Raw genomic sequence first — 19,805 nt, 5'->3', positions numbered from 1 at the left:
CCAATATTGACATATGCCGGCATATGCCTAGAATGGGCGCATCGTACTCCCGTGGAGTGGTTCATGCGCACCGTTTCGATTTTCAAGAACGCCCGTAACCAGGCAATCCGCATCCCGAAGGACATGGAGTTCGAGGGTGTGACGGAACTCGAGATTCGCCGCGAGGGCGACACGCTGCTGCTGCGCCCGGTGCGCCCCACGTGGCTCTCGTTCGCGAGCGAACCGCTGGCCGACACCGACTTCCTCGCCGAACGCCCGGCCGTCATCGAGTCCGGCCGCTTCGACCTGTCCGGCGGCGACGCCGCGCCGACGGAGTCCGGCCAGTGACGACGCTCTACATGCTCGATACGAACATCTGTTCGTTCATCATGCGCGAACGGCCGCCTGTGGTGCTGTCTCAATTGCAATCGTGCGTCAATGCGCAGCACCGGATCGTCGTATCGGCGATCACCTATGCCGAGATGCGGTTCGGCGCGGTCGGCAGGAAGGCGTCGCCGAAGCATGCGGAACTGGTGACGGCCTTTGTCTCGCGGCTGGATGGCGTGTTGTCGTGGGATACGGCGGCCGTCGATGCAACGGCCGTGATTCGCTCCGATCTCGCCGCGCGCGGCACACCAATCGGTGCGAACGATGCGTCGATCGCCGGGCATGCGATCGCGGCCGGCGCGGTGCTCGTCACGAACAACGGTCGCGAATTCGGCCGTGTCGCCGGGTTGCTGCTCGAAGACTGGGCAGCCTGAACGTCACGCGGCGAAAACCCGAGGGCGCTGCCGTGCGACAGCGGCGCGTCATGCGCGCGGGGCAGGCGGATCAACGAGGAAAGCGTTGCGGAACGCGTCGAGATACCGGTCGGCGTCGTCGCTGAACTCGCCCGGCAGCAGTGCGAACGCGCGTGCCAGCAGATCCTGGCCGAGCGCCGCGTAAGTCGCTTCGTCCGATAGCAGCGCGCGTACGGCGTCGCGCGTGTGCGGCGAAGCAATCCGTTTCGCGTCTCGCGCGAGCAGCGCGGCGGCGGCGAGGCCCGGCTGGAACGCATGTGCCTCGAGCAGGTCGGGCGCGACTTCCCAGACGCGTTCGCGATTTCCCGCGTCGTGAAAATTCCGCAGTAAAAACAGCAGGTCGTACGCGTCGCTGTTCTGGCGCGCGCGCCGGTCCTTCCAGGCGAGCAACTTCAGCAGCGCGAGCGCCGGCAGGCTGGCCACCGGCACCACGGTGCGCGCATCGACCGACACCGGCTGTGCCGTGTCCACCGCCTCCTGGAACCCCAACACGTTCAGCACGAATTCGCCGGCCGGCGGCCACGCAATTTCGCCCGGCGGGGTTTCGAGTGGCCCGAACGGCACGAGGTCGAGCTCCGTGCGAAAACCACGCGTTCCGCTATCGAACAGCAGTTTCTGCTGCTGCTTCGGCGCGCGCGTGAATTGCCCGGTCGCGACGAGCGCATCGACGAGCCGTTCGTGGAACGGCCAGCTCACCGCGCACACCGCGACGTCGACGTCCCGCGTCGCGCGCATCGGCCGGATGCCGTGCACATGCCACATCAGGATGTCGCGCGCGGTTGCGCCGGCGACGACGAAGGCCGCGTCGAGGCGCGCGCAGGCCGTGCCGACCGCTTGCAGCAGTGCGACCGCCGCCGGCTCGAGCGGCCGGCGCTCATCGACTTCAAGCGGGAGGATGGGCAAGGTATCGGTCATGAATCTGTTCGGCGGCGGCAAGATTGCGGCTGTCCCCGGACGAGACGAGATCCGCATAGATCAGGAGCGGCGGCACGAGCGGCACATCCTGCTCGCGCCAGTCGAGCGCAGGCGTGTGCGGCCAGAACGCTTCGAGGATTTCGACGTCGCCGCGCGCGTCCGGACGCAGGCGGGCCTGCAGCAGCAGGCGGTTCGACACCGCGCCGTGCGTATAGACGGTGATCGCGGCCGGCTTCAGGTCGTGGGTCAGCAGGTCGGCCGCCGGCTCGCCACCGAGCCGCGCATCGAAGGATGCGAAATCGAAACCGCGCCACCAGCCGGGCGCGAGGCTGGCAAACCGGCGGCTCGGCAGTTTCGCGCGCAAGCGGCTCGGGTACAGCGCGACCCATTCCTGCACGAAACGCGGCCAGTCGGGAATCAGGCGCTCGCCGTTGCGCCGCTGCCCGACGAGGCCGCGCTCGATCAGATCGTCCATCGCGAGATTGACCGTGCCGAGCGCGACGCCCGACGCGGCGGCAATCGCCCGGTACGGCTGTGCGACGAGGCCCGGCTGCGTGGCGAGCGCGAACATCACTGCGAGCCCCTTCGGCGTCGTCGCGCGCGACGCCTGCCGGCGCGGCATGCGTGCGGGCCTGGGCCGACCCGCAATCATCACGGTGGCCTCCGGTTGAATCAGGCATGCGTTGCCGGCGGTGTCGAGAAACGGAATAGCCTGGTCGGTCAGGCCAGCGGCCAGTTCGGTCGAAAGATACGGCGCGACCAGCATCAGCGGCCGCTCGCCCGGCATCGCGGTGCCGCCGCCGCGGCGGCGCAATGCCGCAAGCGCGTCCTGCAGCGAGTCGACGCGCAGGCTCACGGCGGCCGGCATCTCGAATGCCTGCCCGGCAACGTCGAAGCGGATCATCGCGTCGGCATGCGCGTTGTAAGCGGCCGGCACGCGCACGGGCCGCGCGCGGAAGCGACGGGTCGCGCGTGCGAACGCGGCGCAGGCTTCGTCGAGCACCTGCTGTTCCGACATCGGGAGGGTGGCGTTCTCGGGCATCGGAGAAGATCGCTTGTTCACTTGATTCTTAGCGTACACAAAAAATGTACATGAGTCAAAAAGTGAACAAATTCCTCCAACCCATTGAGGTTTATAAATTATTTAAGCAACCTGGACGCTCATCATCGGGCCCTTATGCACGGAAAATCGAGACGATCCGCACAGTTTCCCGGGTTCGAATCATGTGCGGCAGTCGTCCGGATGGCCAGGTTGCGCTTCCCGCGCACCGAACCTGATATGGCAACCATGAGTTGCTACCGTAACGACTTTCCGTCTGCCCGGTTGCCGTCCAACCGACTATCCTTGCCTGCACATCCCCCATAGAACCACAGGAGACGACACCGTGACGCACAGCGTGATCCCCCAGGCCTCGCCGACGAAATGATCGAGATCCGGCACCGCATCCACGCCCATCCCGAACTGGGCTTCGAGGAATTCGCGACGAGCGACCTCGTCGCAGAGCAGTTGCAGTCGTGGGGCTACACGGTGCATCGCGGGCTCGGCGGCACGGGCGTCGTCGCCCAGTTGAAGGTGGGCAACGGCACGCAGCGCCTCGGCCTGCGCGCCGACATGGACGCGCTGCCGATCCACGAGTCGACGGGCTTGCCGTACCAGAGCACGATCGCCGGCAAGATGCACGCGTGCGGCCACGACGGCCATACGGCGATGCTGCTCGCGGCCGCCAAGCATCTCGCACGCGAGCGCCGCTTCTCCGGCACGCTGAACCTGATTTTCCAGCCGGCCGAAGAAGGGCTCGGGGGCGCGAAGAAGATGCTCGACGAAGGGTTGTTCGAGCTGTTCCCGTGCGATGCGATCTTCGCGATGCACAACATGCCGGGCTTCCCGACCGGCAAGTTCGGCTTCCTGCCGGGGTCGTTCATGGCGTCGTCGGATACCGTCGTCATCGACGTGCAGGGCCGCGGCGGCCACGGCGCGGTGCCGCACAAGGCGATCGATCCCGTCGTCGTGTGCGCGCAGATCGTGCTGGCCTTGCAGACGATCGTGTCGCGCAACGTGTCGCCGCTCGACATGGCGATCGTCACGGTCGGCGCGATCCACGCGGGCGAGGCGCCGAACGTGATTCCCGATCGCGCGCAGATGCGCCTGTCCGTGCGCGCACTGAAACCCGAGGTGCGCGACCTGCTGGAGACGCGCATCAAGGAAGTCGTTCATGCGCAGGCGGCCGTGTTCGGCGCGACCGCGACGATCGACTACCAGCGCCGCTACCCGGTGCTCGTCAACGATGCGGAGATGACCGCGTTCGCGCGCAACGTCGCGCGCGAGTGGGTGGGCGACGCGAACCTGATCGACGACATGGTGCCACTCACCGGCAGCGAGGATTTCGCGTTCCTGCTCGAGAAGCGGCCGGGTTGCTACCTGATCATCGGCAACGGCGACGGGGAGGGCGGCTGCATGGTGCACAACCCGGGCTACGACTTCAACGATGCTGCGCTGCCGACGGGCGCGTCTTACTGGGTCAAGCTGGCCGAGGCGTTTCTGGTGTGACGCAGGGTCACGGCGGCGTGGCGACCGCCGCCCGGCGTGTGTGCGCGTCCCCGCGAAATCGGACGCGCGCGAACCGCACACGTTGATTTGACGCTCCTTGACATCGGCGGGACAGGCCGCGTGCTACGCTGCGCGCGACGCCGGATCGGCTCGATGAATACAGGTGTGGACGACATGCGAAAACAGCTTCTGACCGTGCTGATGGCCTGTGCGATCAGCGTTCTGGCGGCCGGGTGTGACGACCAGAAGGTGGCCGATGCGGTCAATGCGATCAAGCCTGATCCGATGGCATTCGGCAACCTGCAGCCGGGCGTCTCGACGGTCGAGGATGTACTCCGCCAGGCCGGCAAGCCCGAGATGGTCAGGCAGGGAGAAGACGGCTCGCAGCGGTTCGAGTATCCGCGCGGCCCATACGGCACGAGCACCTACATGCTCGATTTCGGGCCCGACGGCCGACTCGTGTCGATCACGCAGGCGCTGACCGCGGCGAACATCGCGAAGGTCATGCCCGGGATGTCGAAGGACGACGTGCGGCAACTGCTGGGCAAGCCGACCGAGGTCGCGCAATACGCATTGAGCCATGAAGAGGTGTGGAGCTGGCACTGGGCCGAAGGCGGCGTATCGGGCGACGGGATGTTCAACGCGCATTTCTCGCCCGACGGTACCGTGATCCGGACTTCGCGTTCGGAAGCGCCGGGCCGCGAAAAACCCTGACATCGCGGAGGCGGCGCTTTACCGGTCCTTTCCGTCAGAACGCCGTGCCGCCGAATAGCGCGGCCGCCATCGCCGGATTCGACGGCCAGTACATGTGCATGTACGTCGCGACGATCGCGCCGCTGCGGTAGACAGCTTCGCCGCTGCCCGGCGCGCCGTCGGGGCGCGCGGCGCGCGCGACCGGTTCCAGCGTCGTCGCGAGCCGCGAATAGTGGAACGTATGACCGCGCATCGGTCCGGTGCGCGTATCGAGCTGCTGCATGCCGAGCGCCGCGAACCGGCGCTGCATCGTCGCCTGGCCCGGCAGCAGGCCCAGCATCGCCGTCGTGGCGCCGTCCGCGTCGATCAGCGACTCGCACAGATACACCATCCCCCCGCATTCCGCGACGATCGGCCGGCCGGCGGCCGCATGCGCGCGAATCGTCCGCGCGGTCGCGGCATTCGCCGCGAGCCTTGCCGCATGCAGTTCCGGATAACCGCCCGGCAGGAACAGCGCGTCGCAATCGTCGGGCACCGGCTCGTCGGCGAGCGGCGAGAAGAACGTCGACTCCGCGCCGAGCGCGTCGAGCAGCGCGAGATTCGCCGGATAGATGAACGAGAACGCCGCATCGCGCGCGATCGCGATCCGCTTGCCGGCGAGCATGCGCGTCAGCGGTGTCGTAACGTCGGGTTCCGCGAACGCGACGGCCGGCGGCAATGCCGCGAGCGCCGTCTGCGCGAGCGCGTCGGCCGCGCGTTCGAGCCGCGCATCGAGATCGTCGATGTCGGCCGGCTGGTGCAGGCCGAGATGCCGCTCCGGCAGCGCGATGCCCGCATCGGCCGGCACGTGCCCGAGCCAGCGCAGGTCATCGGGCAGCGCCTGTTGCAGCAGCTCCGCATGGCGGGCCGACCCTACGCGGTTCGCCAGCACGCCGTGAAACGGCAGCCCCGGGCGGAACCGCGCGAGCCCGAACGCGATCGCTGCGAACGTCTGCGCCATCGACTTCGCGGAAATCACCGCGACGACCGGCACGCCGAACGCGGACGCGAGGTCCGCGCTGCTCGGCGTACCGTCGAACAGCCCCATCACGCCTTCGATCAGGATCAGGTCCGCATCGCGCGCGGCCTCGGCAAGCAGCGCGCGGCAGCCGGCCTCGCCGACCATCCCGAGGTCGAGCGCATGCACGGGCGCGCCGCTCGCGCGTTCGAGCAGCATCGGATCGAGGAAGTCGGGCCCGGTCTTGAACACGCGCACGCGGCGGCCGAGCCGTCGATGCAGCCGCGCGAGGCCGGCCGTCACCGACGTCTTGCCCTGGCCGGACGCGGGCGCACTGACGAACAGCGCGGGGCAGGCCGGCACGCTCAGAACTCCACGCCGCGCTGCGCCTTCACGCCTTGCTCCTTGTACGGATGCTTGACGAGCCGCATTTCGGTGACGAGATCGGCCGCGTCGATCAGCGCATCGGGCGCGTGCCGCCCGGTGACGACGACGTGCACCGAATCCGGGCGAACGGCAAGCGTCGCGAGCACTTCGTCGAGCGGCAGGTATTCGTACTTCAGCACGGTGTTCAGCTCGTCGAGGATCACCATCCGGTAGTCGCCGCTTTCGATCATCCGGCGCGCCTCGTCCCAGCCCTTGCGGGCGGTCGCGATGTCGGCGTCGCGGTTCTGCGTGTTCCACGTGTAGCCGTCGCCCATCGTCACGAAATCGCATTCCGCGACCGCGCCGAGGAAGTCGCGCTCGGACGTGTGCAGCGCGCCCTTGATGAACTGCACGACGCCGAGCCGCATGCCGTGGCCGAGCACGCGCACGGCCATGCCGAATGCAGCCGTGCTCTTGCCCTTGCCGTTGCCGGTGTTGACGATCAGCAGGCCCTTTTCGTGGGTGGCGGCGGCCTGCTTCTTCTCATGGCCGGCGCGGCGGCGTTCGGCCATCCGCTGATGGGATTCGGAATCGGTCTTCATCGGGAATCGTCCTGTCGAAAGCGAAACAAAGGGTTCAGAGCGGGCCGGCGAGCGCGACCGTCACGCCGTCCCGGATGGATTTGGGGCCCAGCAGCCGGCCATGCGGCGCCGCGAGCTGCGCGCACGGCTCGGCCACGCCCGCGACGCCGAAGCGCGCGAGCGCGGCATCCGACGGGCCGCTTACGGCCAGCTCGGGGCGGTTTGCGAGCTGCGCCGCATCGAACGCGACGAGCGGCCAGCCGCGTCGCGCACACAGCGTGCGCAGCGCACGGGTGCGCGCCTTGTCGGCGAGCGTCGCGACGAGCGCCGGTTCGGCGCCCGGGTAGAGCGCGAGCGCGGCGCGGATCGCGGCATCGAGTTGGGCGGCCGTCACGCCCGCGCGGAAGCCGACGCCGAGCGCGACGCGCGTCATGCGCCGCCGCCGAGCGCCGCGCGCACCGCCGGATCATCGGCGAGCGCGGCGACGCGGCCGATCACGACGATCGCCGGCGAACCGATGCCGGTTGCGCCGACGCGTTCGACGAGATTGTCGAGCGTCGCGAGCACGTGCCGCTGATCGGGACGTGTCGCATTCTCGATCGCCGCGCACGGCGTATCGCCGGGCAGGCCGCCGTCATGCAGCGCTGCCACAATCGCGTCGAGCCGGCGAATGCCCATATAGATCACGATCGTCATGCGGGTGGCGGCGAGCGCGCGCCAGTCGGGCTCGTCGGCGCCCGCGCCGTGGCCCGTGACGAAGATCACCCCCTGCGCGTCGCCGCGATGCGTGACCGGAATGCCGAGCGCGGCCGGCGCTGCAATGCCTGCGGTGATGCCGTTCACGATTTCCACCGGAAAACCCGCGGCGCCGAGCGCGGCCAGTTCCTCGCCGCCGCGGCCGAACACGAACGGATCGCCGCCCTTGAGGCGGGCGACGCTGCGGCCCGCGCGCAGATGGTCGAGCATCGCGGCGACGATCGTTTCCTGCGGCGTCGACGCATGGCCGCCGCGCTTGCCGACGTGCTCAATCAGCGCGTCGGCGCGCGCATGGCGCAGCACGTCGGGGTTCACGAGATCGTCGACGAGCAGTACGTCGGCCGCGCCGATCGCGCGCACGGCCCTGAGCGTCAGCAGGTCGGCGTCGCCGGGGCCAGCGCCGATGAGCCACGCGCGGCTCATCGCGCGCGGCACGGCGCGCACCGTGTCGTTACGGTGAAAAGGGAAAGGCGGGCGGCACATGGGCGGCCGGCAGACAGGCAAGGCATGACGGATCGGACGAAGCCCACGCGGACGCAGGCGGAATGCGCACCCCATCCGTCCCCCGCGGATCGGGCGTTCGGCGAGCGTCGGGCTCGCCCCTTGCGTCGGCCGGTATCCGGGCTGGCCGCTTGCCAGGCCGCAGCCTTCCCGCCCGGCTGAAGGGCAGTGGCATCGTGGGCGGCATGGGCGCGTCGCGCGGGGAAGCGCGTCGCGCGGGCGGCGTACCGTTGCGGGGACAGCACAGGCCGGGCGGACATCCGCCTCCTGTTTCCCGTTTAACTGCATGCGGGAATGCGCATGCGAGCACCGAACGCGGCGCTACGATAGCACAGCGGTCCGCCCGCGCGAACCCGCCGCGCCGGTGCCCGAAGCGGCTTCAGGCGTCGCGCGCCGGCCGTGCGAAACACGGCCCGGCGGCCCGTGCCGCCTTGACGCTCCCCGCACCGCCGCCTACACTCGCACGCGTTTTGGTGCTCGCGCGCGCCGCTCCGGCGCACGCAGTTAAACGGGAAACAGGGAGCCTGCCTGCGCCGCAGTCGAGCCAACCTGTGCTGCCCCCGCAACGGTAAGCGAACGCGTCGCGCGCAGCGCGATGCAACGCCGCTTCGCCGCATGCCGCACGCATGCGGACGACCGCCACTGGATGCCGCGCGCATCCGGGAAGGCGAAGCGGCGTGTTCGTCAGCCCGGATACCGGCCTAAACATTGGGGTTCAGCGCCGCGGGGAGGCGGCGCATCGTCCACGGCCGCAGCAGGCCCGACGCCCGCGCATTTCCCGCTTTCTCCGCCCATCGGCCCCGCGCGCACGCGCCCGGCCGGCACGGCGAACGGCAGGCGGCGCGGGCAGGGCCGGCGGCAGCCGTGTTGGCATTCACGATGTCGACCGTTCGCAAGGAAGCACCATGTCCGATTCGTCGTTCCGTCCGTCCTGCGTCCGTCCGTCCGGGCTGCGCGGCGACCTGCCCGCGATCCGCCAGATGAATTGCCGCGCCGCCTTCGACGCGACGATCCCGGCCTGATTCCACTTTCGACACAGGACCTACCATGACCCTACGCAAGCTTCCCGTCACGATCGTCACGGGCTTTCTCGGCAGCGGCAAGACGACGCTGATGCGCCACATCCTGCAGCACGCCGAAGGCCGCCGCATCGCGGTGATCGTCAACGAATTCGGCGAGCTCGGCATCGACGGCGAAATCCTCAAGGGCTGCGGCATCGGCTGCGAGGATGCCGAGGGCGCGCAGAACGAAGCATCGGGCCAGCTCTACGAGCTCGCGAACGGCTGCCTGTGCTGCACCGTGCAGGAAGAGTTCTATCCGGTGATGGAAGCGCTTGTCGAACGGCGCGCGGATATCGACCACGTGCTGATCGAAACGTCGGGGCTCGCGCTGCCGAAGCCGCTCGTGCAGGCGTTCAACTGGCCGACGATCCGCAACAGCTTCACGGTCGATGCGGTCGTGACCGTCGTCGACGGGCCGGCCGCCGCGAGCGGCCAGTTCGCGGAAAACCCGCAGGCCGTCGATGCGCAGCGCCGCGCCGATCCGAACCTCGACCACGAATCGCCGCTGCACGAGCTGTTCGCCGATCAACTGTCGTCCGCCGATCTCGTGATCGTGAACAAGGCCGATCTCGTCGGCGATGCGGAATTCGCGCAGATCGAAACCGCGATCCGCGACGAGATCCCGCCGCAGGTGAAGATCGTGCGCGCGACGCGCGGCGAACTCGATCTCGCGATGCTGCTCGGCCTCGAATCGGCGTCGGAAGAAACGATCCACCTGCGTCACGACCATCACGGCTCGGCCGACGACGGCGACCACGACCACCATCACGACGATTTCGACTCGGTGGTCGTGTCGGGCGATGCGGGTACGCGCGAAGCGACGATCGCCGCGCTGCAGCGGGTCGTCGAGACGCACACGATCTACCGCGCGAAGGGTTTCGCCGCGCTGCCCGGTGCACCGATGCGGCTCGTGATCCAGGGCGTCGGCCGCCGTTTCGACAGCTATTTCGACCGCCGCTGGCAAGACGGCGAAACGCGCGCGAGCCGCTTCGTGCTGATCGGCGAGGATCTCGACGCGGCCGCGCTGCAGCGCGCGTTCGACGCCGCGTGCGCGGCCGAGCCGCAACAGGCGTAACGCACGATGCATCTGCTGCGCACCACGCCGGGCGGTTTCGTCGACGATACGCAGGGTGTCGTCCGGATCGACCAGCAACCGGCCGACATCGTGATCCTGAGTTCGGCCGACACGACGCTGTCGCTGCTCGCGAGCGTCGTGCCGCACCTGCCGGCCGGGTTCCCGAGCGTGCGGCTCGCGAACGTCACGTTCCTGCGGCAGCCGGCGTCCGTCGATTTCTACGTCGACGACGTGCTGCGTCATGCGAAGACGGTCGTGATCGATCATCTCGGCGGCGAAGCGTACTGGCCGTACGGGATCGAGCAGGCCGTGTCGCTCGCGTCGAAGCGTGCGCAGCAGCTCGCGATGTTTTCGGGCGACCTGCAGGAGGACCCGAATCTCGTCGCGAAAAGCACGGTCGCGCCCGAGCTGTGCCGGCTGTGGTGGCGCTATCTGCGCGAAGGCGGCGTGCACAACGCCGAGGCGCTGCTGCGCAGCATCGCGTTCCATACGCTCGGCTTCGGCGACGAACCCGAGCCGCCGCGCCCGCTGCCGGCCGCCGCGCTGTATCACCCGGCGCGCGACCGCGCGAGCGTCGACGACTGGCGGCCGCGCTGGACGCCCGGCGCGCCCGTCGTCGCGATCCTGTTCTACCGCGCGCACTGGCAGGCCGCGAACACGGCCGTGTTCGACGCGCTGGCCGACGCGCTCGTGCAGGAAGGGCTGAATCCGCTGCCGATCGCGGTGACGTCGCTGAAGGACGCGGTGAGCCGCGAAGTCATCACGCAGCTCTGCGACACGCACGACGTCGCGCTCGTGCTGAACACGACCGCGTTCGCGGCCGGCGCGATCGATGCCGCCGAGCCGGAAGTGCTCGCCGGCGATGCGCCGGTGCTGCAGGTGATCCTGTCCGGCGGCAATCGCGACGCATGGGTGGCCGACAACCAGGGCCTGCACGCGCGCGACATCGCGATGCACATCGCGCTGCCCGAGGTCGACGGGCGCATCGTCACGCGTGCGGTGAGTTTCAAGGGGCTCGCGTATCGCTGTCCGCACACCGAGGTCGACGTGGTGCGCTACCAGCCGGACGCCGAGCGGATCGCGTTCGTCGCGGCGCTCGCGCGCGGCTGGTGCCGGCTGCGCACGCTCGACAACGCGAGCAAGCGCGTCGCGCTGATTCTCGCGAACTATCCGCAAAGCGAAGGGCGGATCGGCAACGGCGTCGGGCTCGACACGCCGGCGTCCGCGCTGCGCGTGCTCGCGGCGCTGCGCGATGCGGGCTACGTGGTGGCCGATTTGCCGCCCGACGGCAACGCGCTGATCGCGCGGCTCACCGAAGGCGTGACCAACGACGCGGCCGTGCATGCGCTGCGCCCGGCGTTCCAGAGTTTCGCGCTGGCCGATTACCTCGCGCATTTCGCGCAATTGCCGGCGGCCGTGCGCGACGCGCTGAACGAACGCTGGGGCGCGCCGGAAGCCGACCCGACGCTGCGGCAAGGGCGCTTCACGATCGCGGGCTGGCGCGTGGGCAACGTGTTCGTCGGCATCCAGCCGTCGCGCTCGCGCGGCGAGAACGACTACGCGAGCTACCACGACGCGGATCTGGTGCCGCCGCATGCGTATCTCGCGTTCTATTTCTGGCTGCGCGATGCGTATCGCATCGACGCGGTCATCCATCTCGGCAAGCACGGCAACCTCGAATGGCTGCCGGGCAAGAGCGTCGCGCTGTCCGACGCATGCTGGCCCGACCTGACGCTCGGGCCGCTGCCGCACCTGTATCCGTTCATCGTCAACGATCCGGGCGAGGGCAGCCAAGCGAAGCGCCGCGCGCAGGCCGTGATCGTCGATCACCTGATGCCGCCGCTCACGCGCGCGGAAAACTACGGCCCGCTGCAGGATCTCGAGCGGCAGGTCGACGAATACTACGAAGCGCTGATGGTCGATGCGCGGCGCGCGAAGCTGCTGCGCAAGACGATTCTCGCGACGATCGCCGAGCACCGGCTGCACGACGAACTGAGCGTGTCGCCGCCGCGCGACACGGGCGACGAGGATGCGCTGCTGACGCGCGTCGACGCGTGGCTGTGCGAACTGAAGGAAGCGCAGATTCGCGACGGGCTGCACGTGTTCGGCCTGTCGCCGGCCGATCGTCAGCGGCGCGATACGCTGCTCGCGCTTGCGCGCTTTCCGGTCGGCGACGGCAAGGGTGAGCGCGCGGGGCTGATCGGCGCGCTCGCGCGCGATCTCGTGCTCGGCGACGACTTCGACCCGCTTGCCGCCGACTGGGCCGCGCCGTGGGCCGGCCCGCGTCCGGCGATCCTGCAGGCGCTCGACGCATCGCCGTGGCGGCATGCGGGCGATACGCGCGAGCGGCTCGAACGGCTCGCGCAGCACTGGCTCGACGGACTGTGTGCGGCCGGACCGGGCAACGCGGCGGCCGATATCGACACGACCCCGCCCGGCGAATGGCCGCATACGCTCGCGGTGATCGCGCGCGTGCGCTCGGCGCTGATGCCCGCGCTCGACGCGTGCGGCGGCGAGGAAATGCGTCAATTGCTGCGCGGGCTCGACGGCCGCTTCGTGCCGCCGGGACCGAGCGGCTCACCATCGCGCGGCCGTCCCGACGTGCTGCCGACCGGGCGCAACTTCTACTCGGTCGACACGCGCGCGGTGCCGACGCAGGCCGCATGGTCGCTCGGCCTGAAATCCGCGCAGCAGTTGATCGAGCGCCACCTGCAGGATCACGGTGATTACCCGCGCGCGATCGGCCTGTCCGTCTGGGGCACGGCGACGATGCGCACCGGCGGCGACGACATCGCGCAGGCGTTCGCGCTGCTCGGCGTGCGGCCGAAATGGGCGCACGGCAGCCATCGCGTGACCGACTTCGAGATCCTGCCGATCGAGATTTTCGACCGGCCGCGCATCGACGTGACGCTGCGCGTGTCGGGTTTCTTCCGCGACGCGTTCCCGAACCTGATGCACCTGTTCGACGCGGCCATGCAGGCCGTCGCCGCGCTCGACGAGCCCGAGGAACTGAACCCGATCCGCGCGCGCATCGAGCGCGAGCGTGCGAAATGGATCGCGCAGGGCGTGCCGCCCGACGAAGCGCGGCGCCGCGCCGGCTGGCGCGTGTTCGGCGCGCGGCCGGGCAGCTACGGCGCGGGCCTGCAGGATCTGATCGACCAGCGCCGCTGGCAGAGCGACGCCGATCTTGCGGATGCGTACCGCCAGTGGGGCGGCCACGCGTACGCGCAGAACAGCGCGGGCGACGCCGCGCCCGACGTGTTCGGCGAGCGGCTGGCCACGATCGACGTCGTCGTGCAGAACCAGGACAGCCGCGAGCACGACATCCTCGATTCGAACGACTACTACCAGTTCCAGGGCGGGATGACGGCGGCCGTGCGGCATTTGTCCGGGCAGCAGCCGAGCATCTACCACGGCGATCACGCGAACCCTGTCGCGCCGAAGATGCGCACGCTGCGCGAGGAGATCGCGCGCGTGATCCGCTCGCGCGTCGTCAACCCGAAATGGCTCGACGGCGTGAAGCGCCACGGCTACAAGGGCGCGGCCGAAATGGCCGCAACCGTCGACTACCTGTACGGCTATGACGCGACCGCGCGCGTGCTGTCCGACCACCAGTACGCGCTCGTCGCCGACGCGTACCTGTTCGACGACGACACGCGCGCGTTCCTCGAACGGCACAATCCGAAGGCGCTGCACGGCATCTGCGAACGCTTCGTCGAGGCGATGCAGCGCGGCTTGTGGCAGCAGCCGGGCGACTATCGCGAGCGGATCGAGGCGGTCTGGCTCGCCAGCGAACAACTTGAGGAAGGGGGACGGCGATGACCGATCCGACGACGCACCGCGCACGCGCGGTTTTTCCGTTTGCGGCGCTCGTTGCGCAGGATGCGTTGCAGCAGGCGCTGCTGCTTGCCGCGATCGATCCGTCGCTCGGCGGCGTGCTCGTGAGCGGGCCGCGCGGCACCGCGAAATCGACCGCCGCGCGCGGCCTCGCGGAGCTGTTGCCCGAAGGGCAGTTCGTTACGCTGCCGCTGTCGGCGAGCGACGAGCAGGTGACGGGCACGCTCGATCTCGCGCATGCGCTCGCCGAGAACGGCGTGCGCTTCCGGCCCGGCCTGCTGGCGCGCGCGCATCTCGGCGTGCTGTACGTCGATGAAGTCAACCTGCTCGCCGACGGGCTCGTCGATACGCTGCTCGACGTCGCCGCGAGCGGCGTGAACATCGTCGAGCGCGATGGCGTGTCGCACGCGCACGATGCGCGCTTCGTGCTGGTCGGCACGATGAATCCCGAGGAGGGCGAATTGCGTCCGCAATTGCTCGACCGCTTCGGGCTGATGGTCGAGCTGGAGAATTGCTTCGACGCCGCACAGCGCGAGCGGATCGTGAAGGCACGACTCGCGTTCGATCTCGATCCGGACGCGTTCCGCGCGCGTCATGCACCCGCGCAGCGCGAACTCGGCGACCGGATTCATGCGGCGCGGGCACGGCTGCCGATGCTGGATTTCGACGATGCGGTTCATGCGCGCGTCAGCGCGCTGTGTATCGACGCGGCCGTCGACGGGTTGCGCGCCGATCTCGTGATGCTGCGCGCGGCGCGTGCGCTCGCCGCGCTGGAGCAGGCCGATGCGGTGACGGTTTCGCATGTGGCGCGCGTGGCGGAAGCCGTGCTGCGGCACCGTCGCCATGCCGGTACGCCGCCGTCGTCGGGCGCGTCGCAGCCGGAACGCGAACGCGACGAACGTTCGCCGCCGGATGCGCGCGAGCGGCCGGACGACCCGGCCGGCGCGAACACGAGTGCCGCCATCGAATCGCAGGGCGACTGGGGCTATCTGCGGCCGGAGCCGACCGGGCTGCGCGACGTGAAAAGCGTCGTGCCGCTGCCGCTAAAAAAACACTGAGCCATCGAGCGGGCGCCGCCGCGAACGCCGTTCGCGGTCCTCGATGGCAGCAAGGCGAATCCGCGCGCGCACCGGGGACGGCACACGCCGGCACGGCGGTCGCATGGCCGGCGACGTTCGCCGCGAAGCGCGGCGGCCCGCTGCAACGCGACCATCTGCGCTTTCGCAAGCGGGCCGGCACGCCGCACGCGCTGCATTGCTTCGTGCTCGACTGTTCCGCTTCGATGCTGCCGCACGACCGGCTCGCGCTGGCGAAGGGGCTGATCGTCGCGTATTTCGATCGCGCCGCGCGCGAGCGCGTCGAAACCGCGCTGATCTGCTTCGGCGGCAACGGCGCCGCCCGACGCTTCGGCCCGGCCGTGCCGCGCTGGTGGAATGCGCGCTGGCTCGAACCGGTCGACGGCGGCGGCGGCACGCCGCTCGCGGACGGCATCGCGGCGGCCGCGAACTTGCTCGCGCGCGATGCGCGACGCGCGCCCGACAAGCAGCGCTGGCTGTGGGTGCTGTCCGACGGGCGCACGCGCGAGACGCCGGCGAAACCTGCCGCAGCCGATCACGTCGTGTTCGTCGACTTCGACGATGGGGCCGTGCGGATCGGGCGAGGCGCACGCCTCGCCGATGCGTGGGGCGCGCAATGGGTGAGCGCCGATGCGCTTTGCACGGACCTCGCCGGCTGATTGCTCGCTGATTGTTCGCGCAAGACAACGGCGGGCGGTGCGCTATGATCGCCGCTTCTGCCCACTGGAAAACCCGCCATGCAAGTATTGGTCGATGCCGACGCGTGTCCCGCCGTCATCAAGGACATGCTGTTTCGCGCCGCGCGTCGTGCCGAAATCTGCGTGACGCTGGTCGCGAACCAGTTTCTGCGCACGCCGCCGTCGCCGTTCATCAAGGCCGTGCAGGTGCCGGCCGGCTTCGACGTGGCCGACGCGCGCATCGTCGAGATGGCCGAGGCCGGCGATCTCGTGATTACCGCCGATATCCCGCTGGCCGCCGCCGTGCTCGACAAGGGCGCGCATGCGCTCGACCCGCGCGGAAACTGGTTCAGCCGCGAGAACATCGAGGAGCGTCTGTCGACGCGCGCGATGATGGATCAGTTGCGCAGCGCGGGCATCGACACGGGCGGGCCGGCGCCGTTCAGCGCGCGCGACGGCAAGACGTTCGCGTCGCAGCTCGACCGGTTCCTGGCGCGGCAAGGCAAGCCCTGACGCGGCGTTGCGGTGGTCAGGCGGTATTGATCGTTCCGCATGCGTAAACGCGCAAACGTGCACACGCGGCAATGCGCCTTCGGTTTCACAGCGGTTCGCGTGCATCGGCCGGCTCGGGATGCAGTTTTTCGCCGACGCTGATAAGGTGGCGCGAATAACCATCAAGGAGCGCACGCGTGTCACCGACCCAACTTCTCGTTCCGACCTTCACCCACATGCTGCGCGCACAAACCGCGTGGCTCGACAAGGCGGCCGCGCACCGGCAGGCCGCGGGCGACGCGCCCGATGCGGCGATGACGCTGAAACTGGCGGCCGACATGTATCCGCTCGCCGCACAGGTGCGCTTCTCGTGCTTCCAGGCGATGGAGCCCGTGTACCGGCTGCGCGGCGAACCGCTGCCCGCTGCGTTGCTCGCGTTGCGTGAAGCCGGATGGAATGGGAACGCGCAGCCCGGCACGCTGGGCGATGCGCAGGCGATCATCGCCGGCACGCTGTCGTTTCTCGGCGAACTCGCGCCGGATGCGCTCGACGGCGGCGTCGCGCGGCCGATCGCGCTCGAATTGCCGAACGGGATCGCGTTCGACATGACCGGAGAGCAATACGCGCGCGACTGGGCGCTGCCGCAGTTCTACTTCCACGCGATCGCTGCCTACGCGATCCTGCGCCATCACGGCGTCGAACTCGGCAAGGCCGACTACGTGCCGCACATGCTCGCCTACGTGCGACCGGGCACGATTCCGCAAGGGTGAACGAGGCGGGGCATAGCGACATGACGCGGGCGCTGTTCATCTGCAGCCGCAACCGGCTGCGCAGCCCGACGGCCGAAGCGGTGTTCGCCGCGTGGCCGGGTGTCGAAACCGACTCCGCGGGCCTCGCGCCCGATGCCGATACGCGGCTGAGCGCCGAACAGATCGAGTGGGCCGAGATCGTCTTCGTGATGGAACGCGCACACAAGGCGAGGTTGTCCGCGCAATTCGGCCCGCGTCTGAAGCACAAGAAGATCGTCTGCCTCGACATCCCCGATCGGTACGCGTTCATGCAACCCGAACTCGTCACACTGCTCGAACGCAAGGCCGGCCCGTTCCTGCGCGCGTGACCGGCGCGGCCTGCGTCAACGAAGCGGGCCGTTCGCGATCGCCGAAAAACAGTCGAGGCGCAGCAGCTCGATGATCTTGCGCGTCGGCACGCTCGCGCGGAGCGTGTCGAGCCGATCGACCGTAAACCACTTGCAGCGGGCGATCTCGTTGCTCGCGCGCGGCGTCAGGTGCGCGGGCACGTCGGCGACGAACACGTGATGCAGCTTCGTCAGCCCGCCGAACTGCACCGCATAGTCGAGCAACAGCCCCTCCAGCCGCGTTTCCTCCGCAAGCTCCCGCTGCGCAGCCTCGAGCGGCGTCTCGCCACGCCGGATCGTGCCGCCCGGCAGCGACCAGCGCGATGCCGAGCGCGCGACCAGCAACACGCTGCTGCGCTGGCGGCAAACGATCGTGGCGCGTTCCTTGATGACGGCGAGGGTGTCCGGCCCGGTACTCATGTTCGGCGAAACAGGTGCTGAATCGTGGAGAAAATGCGCGTCGACGGCGCGGTAACCGGTAGCGGGCCGCGACGGCATGCAGGCAGCCGCAGCGATCTTACCGGCCGTTCATGACAGTTCCGTGCACGGCGTTGCGCCGCGCATGCCGGGTCACGAATGCGTGTAGATCCCGTTGCGCGTCGGCTTCACGTGGCGCGGATGGCGGCGCTTGTGAACGGCGCGCCGGTGATGACGCGACGGCGCTGTCGCGCGCCGGGCGGTCGACGCGGCGGGCTGGGGCGCCGCCGACGGCGCTGCGCCGGGCACGCCGGTCTGCCCTTCGCCGAAGTGGAAGGTCTGGGTTTGCGCGTGCGCGACGCCCAGCGTCGACGCCAGCAGGAAGGCCGCCAGCCACATCCGTTTCATGAATTTTCCGCCTCGTTGTTTCGGGTTGAACGTTTTCCGTCAGCTTAGCGAAGGGCGGGGCAACGCCGCAACCGGCCCGGGTTCGGTGTCGTCCCCACTTGCGCGCGGCGGCGTTATCCGCGCGTCGGCCGGGTCCACCCGGGCTTGACAATGAAATTCCTGAGTGTGAATATAAATTCACGCACAAGAATTATTCATCGAGTCCGAAAGGCCAGGCGCGCACGCGCCGGCTGGACGGCGGCGGCAGTCCGATCAACCGGAAGCAGGAGCGAGACGCATGGCGGAACACGAGCAGCAGGGCGCGCTGGCGGGATTGCGCATCATCGATCTGTCGCGGGTGCTGGGCGGCCCGTACGCGACGCAGATCCTCGCCGACCACGGCGCGGAGGTGGTCAAGGTCGAGCCGCCGTCGGGCGACGAGACGCGCACGTGGGGCCCGCCGTTCGACGGCGATACCGCGTCGTACTTCCTCGGCGTGAACCGCAACAAGCTCGGCGTCACGCTCGATCTGACGCAACCGGACGATCGTGAGCGGCTGCTCGGTCTGCTCGAACACGCCGACGCCGTCGTCGAGAACTTCAAGATCGGCACGATGGAGCGCTGGGGGCTCGGTTTCGACGCGCTGCATGCGCGGTTTCCGCGCCTCGTTTATTGCCGCGTGTCGGGTTTCGGCGCGGACGGCCCGCTCGGCGGGCTGCCCGGCTACGACGCGGCCGTGCAGGCGCTCGCGGGGCTGATGAGCGTGAACGGCGAAGCGGGCGGTGCGCCGCTGCGCGTCGGCGTGCCGATCGTCGATCTCGTCACGGGGCTGAACGCGGCGCTCGGCGTGCTGATGGCGCTGCGCGAGCGCGACGCGAGCGGGCGCGGCCAGTTCGTCGAATCGACGCTGTTCGACTGCGCGCTGTCGATCCTGCATCCGCATACGCCGAACTTCTTTCATTCGGGCAACGCGCCCGTGCGTACCGGCAACGCGCATCCGAACATCACGCCGTACGACAGCTTTCCGACGGCCACCGTCGACATCTTTCTCGCGGTCGGCAACAACGGGCAGTTCGCGGCGCTGTGCGACGTGCTCGGCACGCGCGACTGGCCCGACGATCCGCGCTTCGCCGACAACCGCGCACGCAGCGCGAACCGCGCCGCGCTGCGCGCGCTGCTCGAAACGGCGCTGGCCGGACATGACGGCGCGGCGCTCGCCGAGCGGCTGATGCGCCGCGGCGTGCCGTGCGCGCCCGTGCTCGGGCTCGATGCGGCGCTCGATCATCCGCATGTCGCGCATCGGCAGATGAAGGTCGAGCTGGGCCGGCATCGCGGCATCGCGTCGCCGATCAAGCTCGGCCGCACGCCGGCTACGTACCGCCGCCCGCCGCCTGCGCTGAACGAGCACGCGGCGCAGGTTTTCGACAGCGGCGACAACGACGACCGCGACCGCCGCGACTGACCGGCATCGCAACCGCCGGCCGCGTGCCGCAACCCCCGATTGAGACACCA

19 protein-coding genes, 1 pseudogene and 2 riboswitches are annotated in these 19,805 nt (G+C 69.4%); of the genes and pseudogenes, 12 read left to right on the top strand and 8 right to left on the bottom strand.

The features are described from left to right. Positions 1 to 63: 63 nt before the first annotated feature. Complete coding sequence (vapB, locus tag BBJ41_RS03825; protein ID WP_069745385.1) at positions 64 to 327, top strand: type II toxin-antitoxin system VapB family antitoxin; 264 nt, start codon at positions 64 to 66, stop codon at positions 325 to 327. Then, positions 324 to 740 carry a type II toxin-antitoxin system VapC family toxin gene (locus BBJ41_RS03820; RefSeq protein WP_069745384.1) on the top strand — a complete coding sequence of 139 codons (417 nt, stop codon included), beginning with the start codon at positions 324 to 326 and terminating at the stop codon, positions 738 to 740. Before vapB ends, BBJ41_RS03820 begins: the two co-directional genes overlap by 4 nt. 48 nt (positions 741 to 788) lie before the next feature. On the opposite strand, the gene BBJ41_RS03815 is transcribed toward BBJ41_RS03820, so the two are convergent. Both BBJ41_RS03815 and BBJ41_RS03810 read right to left on the bottom strand, forming a co-directional pair. Further along, positions 789 to 1,694 (bottom strand): nucleotidyl transferase AbiEii/AbiGii toxin family protein, encoded by a 906-nt coding sequence (locus tag BBJ41_RS03815; RefSeq protein WP_069745383.1) that lies wholly within the window; start codon positions 1,692 to 1,694, stop codon positions 789 to 791. Next, entirely contained in the window at positions 1,663 to 2,736 is a 1,074-nt protein-coding gene (locus tag BBJ41_RS03810; RefSeq protein WP_069745382.1) for a type IV toxin-antitoxin system AbiEi family antitoxin, read from the bottom strand. Before BBJ41_RS03810 ends, BBJ41_RS03815 begins: the two co-directional genes overlap by 32 nt. 343 nt (positions 2,737 to 3,079) lie before the next feature. Between BBJ41_RS03810 and BBJ41_RS03805 the strand changes: the two are divergent. Both BBJ41_RS03805 and bamE read left to right on the top strand, forming a co-directional pair. Beyond that, positions 3,080 to 4,242: pseudogene (locus BBJ41_RS03805) on the top strand (M20 aminoacylase family protein). A gap of 174 nt (positions 4,243 to 4,416) precedes the next feature. Then, entirely contained in the window at positions 4,417 to 4,956 is a 540-nt protein-coding gene (gene bamE, locus BBJ41_RS03800) for an outer membrane protein assembly factor BamE domain-containing protein (RefSeq protein WP_069747571.1), read from the top strand. A gap of 34 nt (positions 4,957 to 4,990) precedes the next feature. Here bamE and BBJ41_RS03795 read toward each other — a convergent pair whose 3' ends face one another. The 4 genes from BBJ41_RS03795 to cobA are packed head-to-tail and all read right to left on the bottom strand — an operon-like array spanning position 4,991 to position 8,118. After that, positions 4,991 to 6,295: a cobyrinate a,c-diamide synthase gene (locus BBJ41_RS03795; protein WP_069745380.1), complete on the bottom strand. Its 1,305-nt coding sequence runs from the start codon at positions 6,293 to 6,295 to the stop codon at positions 4,991 to 4,993. A gap of 2 nt (positions 6,296 to 6,297) precedes the next feature. Then, entirely contained in the window at positions 6,298 to 6,900 is a 603-nt protein-coding gene (gene cobO, locus BBJ41_RS03790; protein ID WP_069745379.1) for a cob(I)yrinic acid a,c-diamide adenosyltransferase, read from the bottom strand. 34 nt (positions 6,901 to 6,934) lie between these two features. Further along, positions 6,935 to 7,312, bottom strand: a complete 378-nt coding sequence (locus BBJ41_RS03785; protein WP_069745378.1) for a cobalamin biosynthesis protein — start codon at positions 7,310 to 7,312, stop codon at positions 6,935 to 6,937. Further along, on the bottom strand, positions 7,309 to 8,118 hold the full coding sequence (cobA, locus tag BBJ41_RS03780) for a uroporphyrinogen-III C-methyltransferase (RefSeq protein WP_175972693.1): 810 nt from the start codon (positions 8,116 to 8,118) through the stop codon (positions 7,309 to 7,311). The genes BBJ41_RS03785 and cobA overlap by 4 nt, the downstream gene beginning before the upstream one ends. Before the next feature lie 110 nt (positions 8,119 to 8,228). Then, positions 8,229 to 8,466: riboswitch (cobalamin riboswitch) on the bottom strand. Between the two features lie 124 nt (positions 8,467 to 8,590). Beyond that, positions 8,591 to 8,855: riboswitch (cobalamin riboswitch) on the top strand. 328 nt (positions 8,856 to 9,183) lie between these two features. On the opposite strand from cobA, the gene cobW reads away from it, so the two are divergent. From cobW to BBJ41_RS03745, 7 genes are all read left to right on the top strand, one after another. Next, positions 9,184 to 10,272, top strand: coding sequence for a cobalamin biosynthesis protein CobW (cobW, locus tag BBJ41_RS03775; protein WP_069745377.1), 1,089 nt, complete (start codon positions 9,184 to 9,186; stop codon positions 10,270 to 10,272). Positions 10,273 to 10,278: 6 nt separating this feature from the next. Next, positions 10,279 to 14,094, top strand: a complete 3,816-nt coding sequence (gene cobN / locus BBJ41_RS03770; protein WP_069745376.1) for a cobaltochelatase subunit CobN — start codon at positions 10,279 to 10,281, stop codon at positions 14,092 to 14,094. Next, positions 14,091 to 15,167, top strand: a complete 1,077-nt coding sequence (locus BBJ41_RS03765) for a magnesium chelatase ATPase subunit I (protein WP_069745375.1) — start codon at positions 14,091 to 14,093, stop codon at positions 15,165 to 15,167. Before cobN ends, BBJ41_RS03765 begins: the two co-directional genes overlap by 4 nt. A 140-nt stretch (positions 15,168 to 15,307) precedes the next feature. Next, positions 15,308 to 15,844, top strand: a complete 537-nt coding sequence (locus BBJ41_RS03760) for a vWA domain-containing protein (RefSeq protein WP_069747569.1) — start codon at positions 15,308 to 15,310, stop codon at positions 15,842 to 15,844. Between the two features lie 78 nt (positions 15,845 to 15,922). Beyond that, positions 15,923 to 16,375, top strand: coding sequence for a YaiI/YqxD family protein (locus BBJ41_RS03755; RefSeq protein ID WP_069745374.1), 453 nt, complete (start codon positions 15,923 to 15,925; stop codon positions 16,373 to 16,375). Between the two features lie 176 nt (positions 16,376 to 16,551). Then, complete coding sequence (locus tag BBJ41_RS03750; RefSeq protein ID WP_069745373.1) at positions 16,552 to 17,124, top strand: DUF1993 domain-containing protein; 573 nt, start codon at positions 16,552 to 16,554, stop codon at positions 17,122 to 17,124. Positions 17,125 to 17,144: 20 nt separating this feature from the next. After that, the gene (locus BBJ41_RS03745) at positions 17,145 to 17,471 is read left to right on the top strand and encodes a low molecular weight protein tyrosine phosphatase family protein (RefSeq protein ID WP_069745372.1); all 327 of its coding nucleotides are present in this window, start codon (positions 17,145 to 17,147) and stop codon (positions 17,469 to 17,471) included. A 15-nt stretch (positions 17,472 to 17,486) separates the two neighbouring features. On the opposite strand, the gene BBJ41_RS03740 is transcribed toward BBJ41_RS03745, so the two are convergent. Both BBJ41_RS03740 and BBJ41_RS03735 read right to left on the bottom strand, forming a co-directional pair. Next, positions 17,487 to 17,909: an NUDIX hydrolase gene (locus tag BBJ41_RS03740; protein ID WP_069747568.1), complete on the bottom strand. Its 423-nt coding sequence runs from the start codon at positions 17,907 to 17,909 to the stop codon at positions 17,487 to 17,489. Between the two features lie 150 nt (positions 17,910 to 18,059). Beyond that, complete coding sequence (locus tag BBJ41_RS03735) at positions 18,060 to 18,314, bottom strand: hypothetical protein (RefSeq protein WP_069745371.1); 255 nt, start codon at positions 18,312 to 18,314, stop codon at positions 18,060 to 18,062. Positions 18,315 to 18,591: 277 nt separating this feature from the next. On the opposite strand from BBJ41_RS03735, the gene BBJ41_RS03730 reads away from it, so the two are divergent. Continuing rightward, the gene (locus BBJ41_RS03730; RefSeq protein ID WP_069745370.1) at positions 18,592 to 19,755 is read left to right on the top strand and encodes a CaiB/BaiF CoA transferase family protein; all 1,164 of its coding nucleotides are present in this window, start codon (positions 18,592 to 18,594) and stop codon (positions 19,753 to 19,755) included. The last annotated feature ends 50 nt before the right edge of the window (positions 19,756 to 19,805 follow it).

Source organism: Burkholderia stabilis, assembly GCF_001742165.1.
GTDB lineage: Bacteria > Pseudomonadota > Gammaproteobacteria > Burkholderiales > Burkholderiaceae > Burkholderia > Burkholderia stabilis.
The sequence above is the reverse complement of the archived record's forward strand: the minus strand, read 5'-3'. Positions and strand labels throughout refer to the sequence as shown.

Bases quoted from the DNA above. Each gene is read 5' to 3' on its own strand.
- BBJ41_RS03755 (WP_069745374.1), top strand. From the start codon at position 15,923: ATGCAAGTATTGGTCGATGCCGACGCGTGTCCCGCCGTCATCAAGGAC.
- bamE (WP_069747571.1), top strand. From the start codon at position 4,417: ATGCGAAAACAGCTTCTGACCGTGCTGATGGCCTGTGCGATCAGCGTT.
- cobN (WP_069745376.1), top strand. From the start codon at position 10,279: ATGCATCTGCTGCGCACCACGCCGGGCGGTTTCGTCGACGATACGCAG.
- BBJ41_RS03745 (WP_069745372.1), top strand. From the start codon at position 17,145: ATGACGCGGGCGCTGTTCATCTGCAGCCGCAACCGGCTGCGCAGCCCG.
- BBJ41_RS03735 (WP_069745371.1), bottom strand. From the start codon at position 18,314: ATGAAACGGATGTGGCTGGCGGCCTTCCTGCTGGCGTCGACGCTGGGC.
- BBJ41_RS03730 (WP_069745370.1), top strand. From the start codon at position 18,592: ATGGCGGAACACGAGCAGCAGGGCGCGCTGGCGGGATTGCGCATCATC.
- cobA (WP_175972693.1), bottom strand. From the start codon at position 8,118: ATGTGCCGCCCGCCTTTCCCTTTTCACCGTAACGACACGGTGCGCGCC.
- BBJ41_RS03785 (WP_069745378.1), bottom strand. From the start codon at position 7,312: ATGACGCGCGTCGCGCTCGGCGTCGGCTTCCGCGCGGGCGTGACGGCC.
- cobW (WP_069745377.1), top strand. From the start codon at position 9,184: ATGACCCTACGCAAGCTTCCCGTCACGATCGTCACGGGCTTTCTCGGC.
- cobO (WP_069745379.1), bottom strand. From the start codon at position 6,900: ATGAAGACCGATTCCGAATCCCATCAGCGGATGGCCGAACGCCGCCGC.
- BBJ41_RS03765 (WP_069745375.1), top strand. From the start codon at position 14,091: ATGACCGATCCGACGACGCACCGCGCACGCGCGGTTTTTCCGTTTGCG.
- BBJ41_RS03815 (WP_069745383.1), bottom strand. From the start codon at position 1,694: ATGACCGATACCTTGCCCATCCTCCCGCTTGAAGTCGATGAGCGCCGG.
- vapB (WP_069745385.1), top strand. From the start codon at position 64: ATGCGCACCGTTTCGATTTTCAAGAACGCCCGTAACCAGGCAATCCGC.
- BBJ41_RS03740 (WP_069747568.1), bottom strand. From the start codon at position 17,909: ATGAGTACCGGGCCGGACACCCTCGCCGTCATCAAGGAACGCGCCACG.
- BBJ41_RS03810 (WP_069745382.1), bottom strand. From the start codon at position 2,736: ATGCCCGAGAACGCCACCCTCCCGATGTCGGAACAGCAGGTGCTCGAC.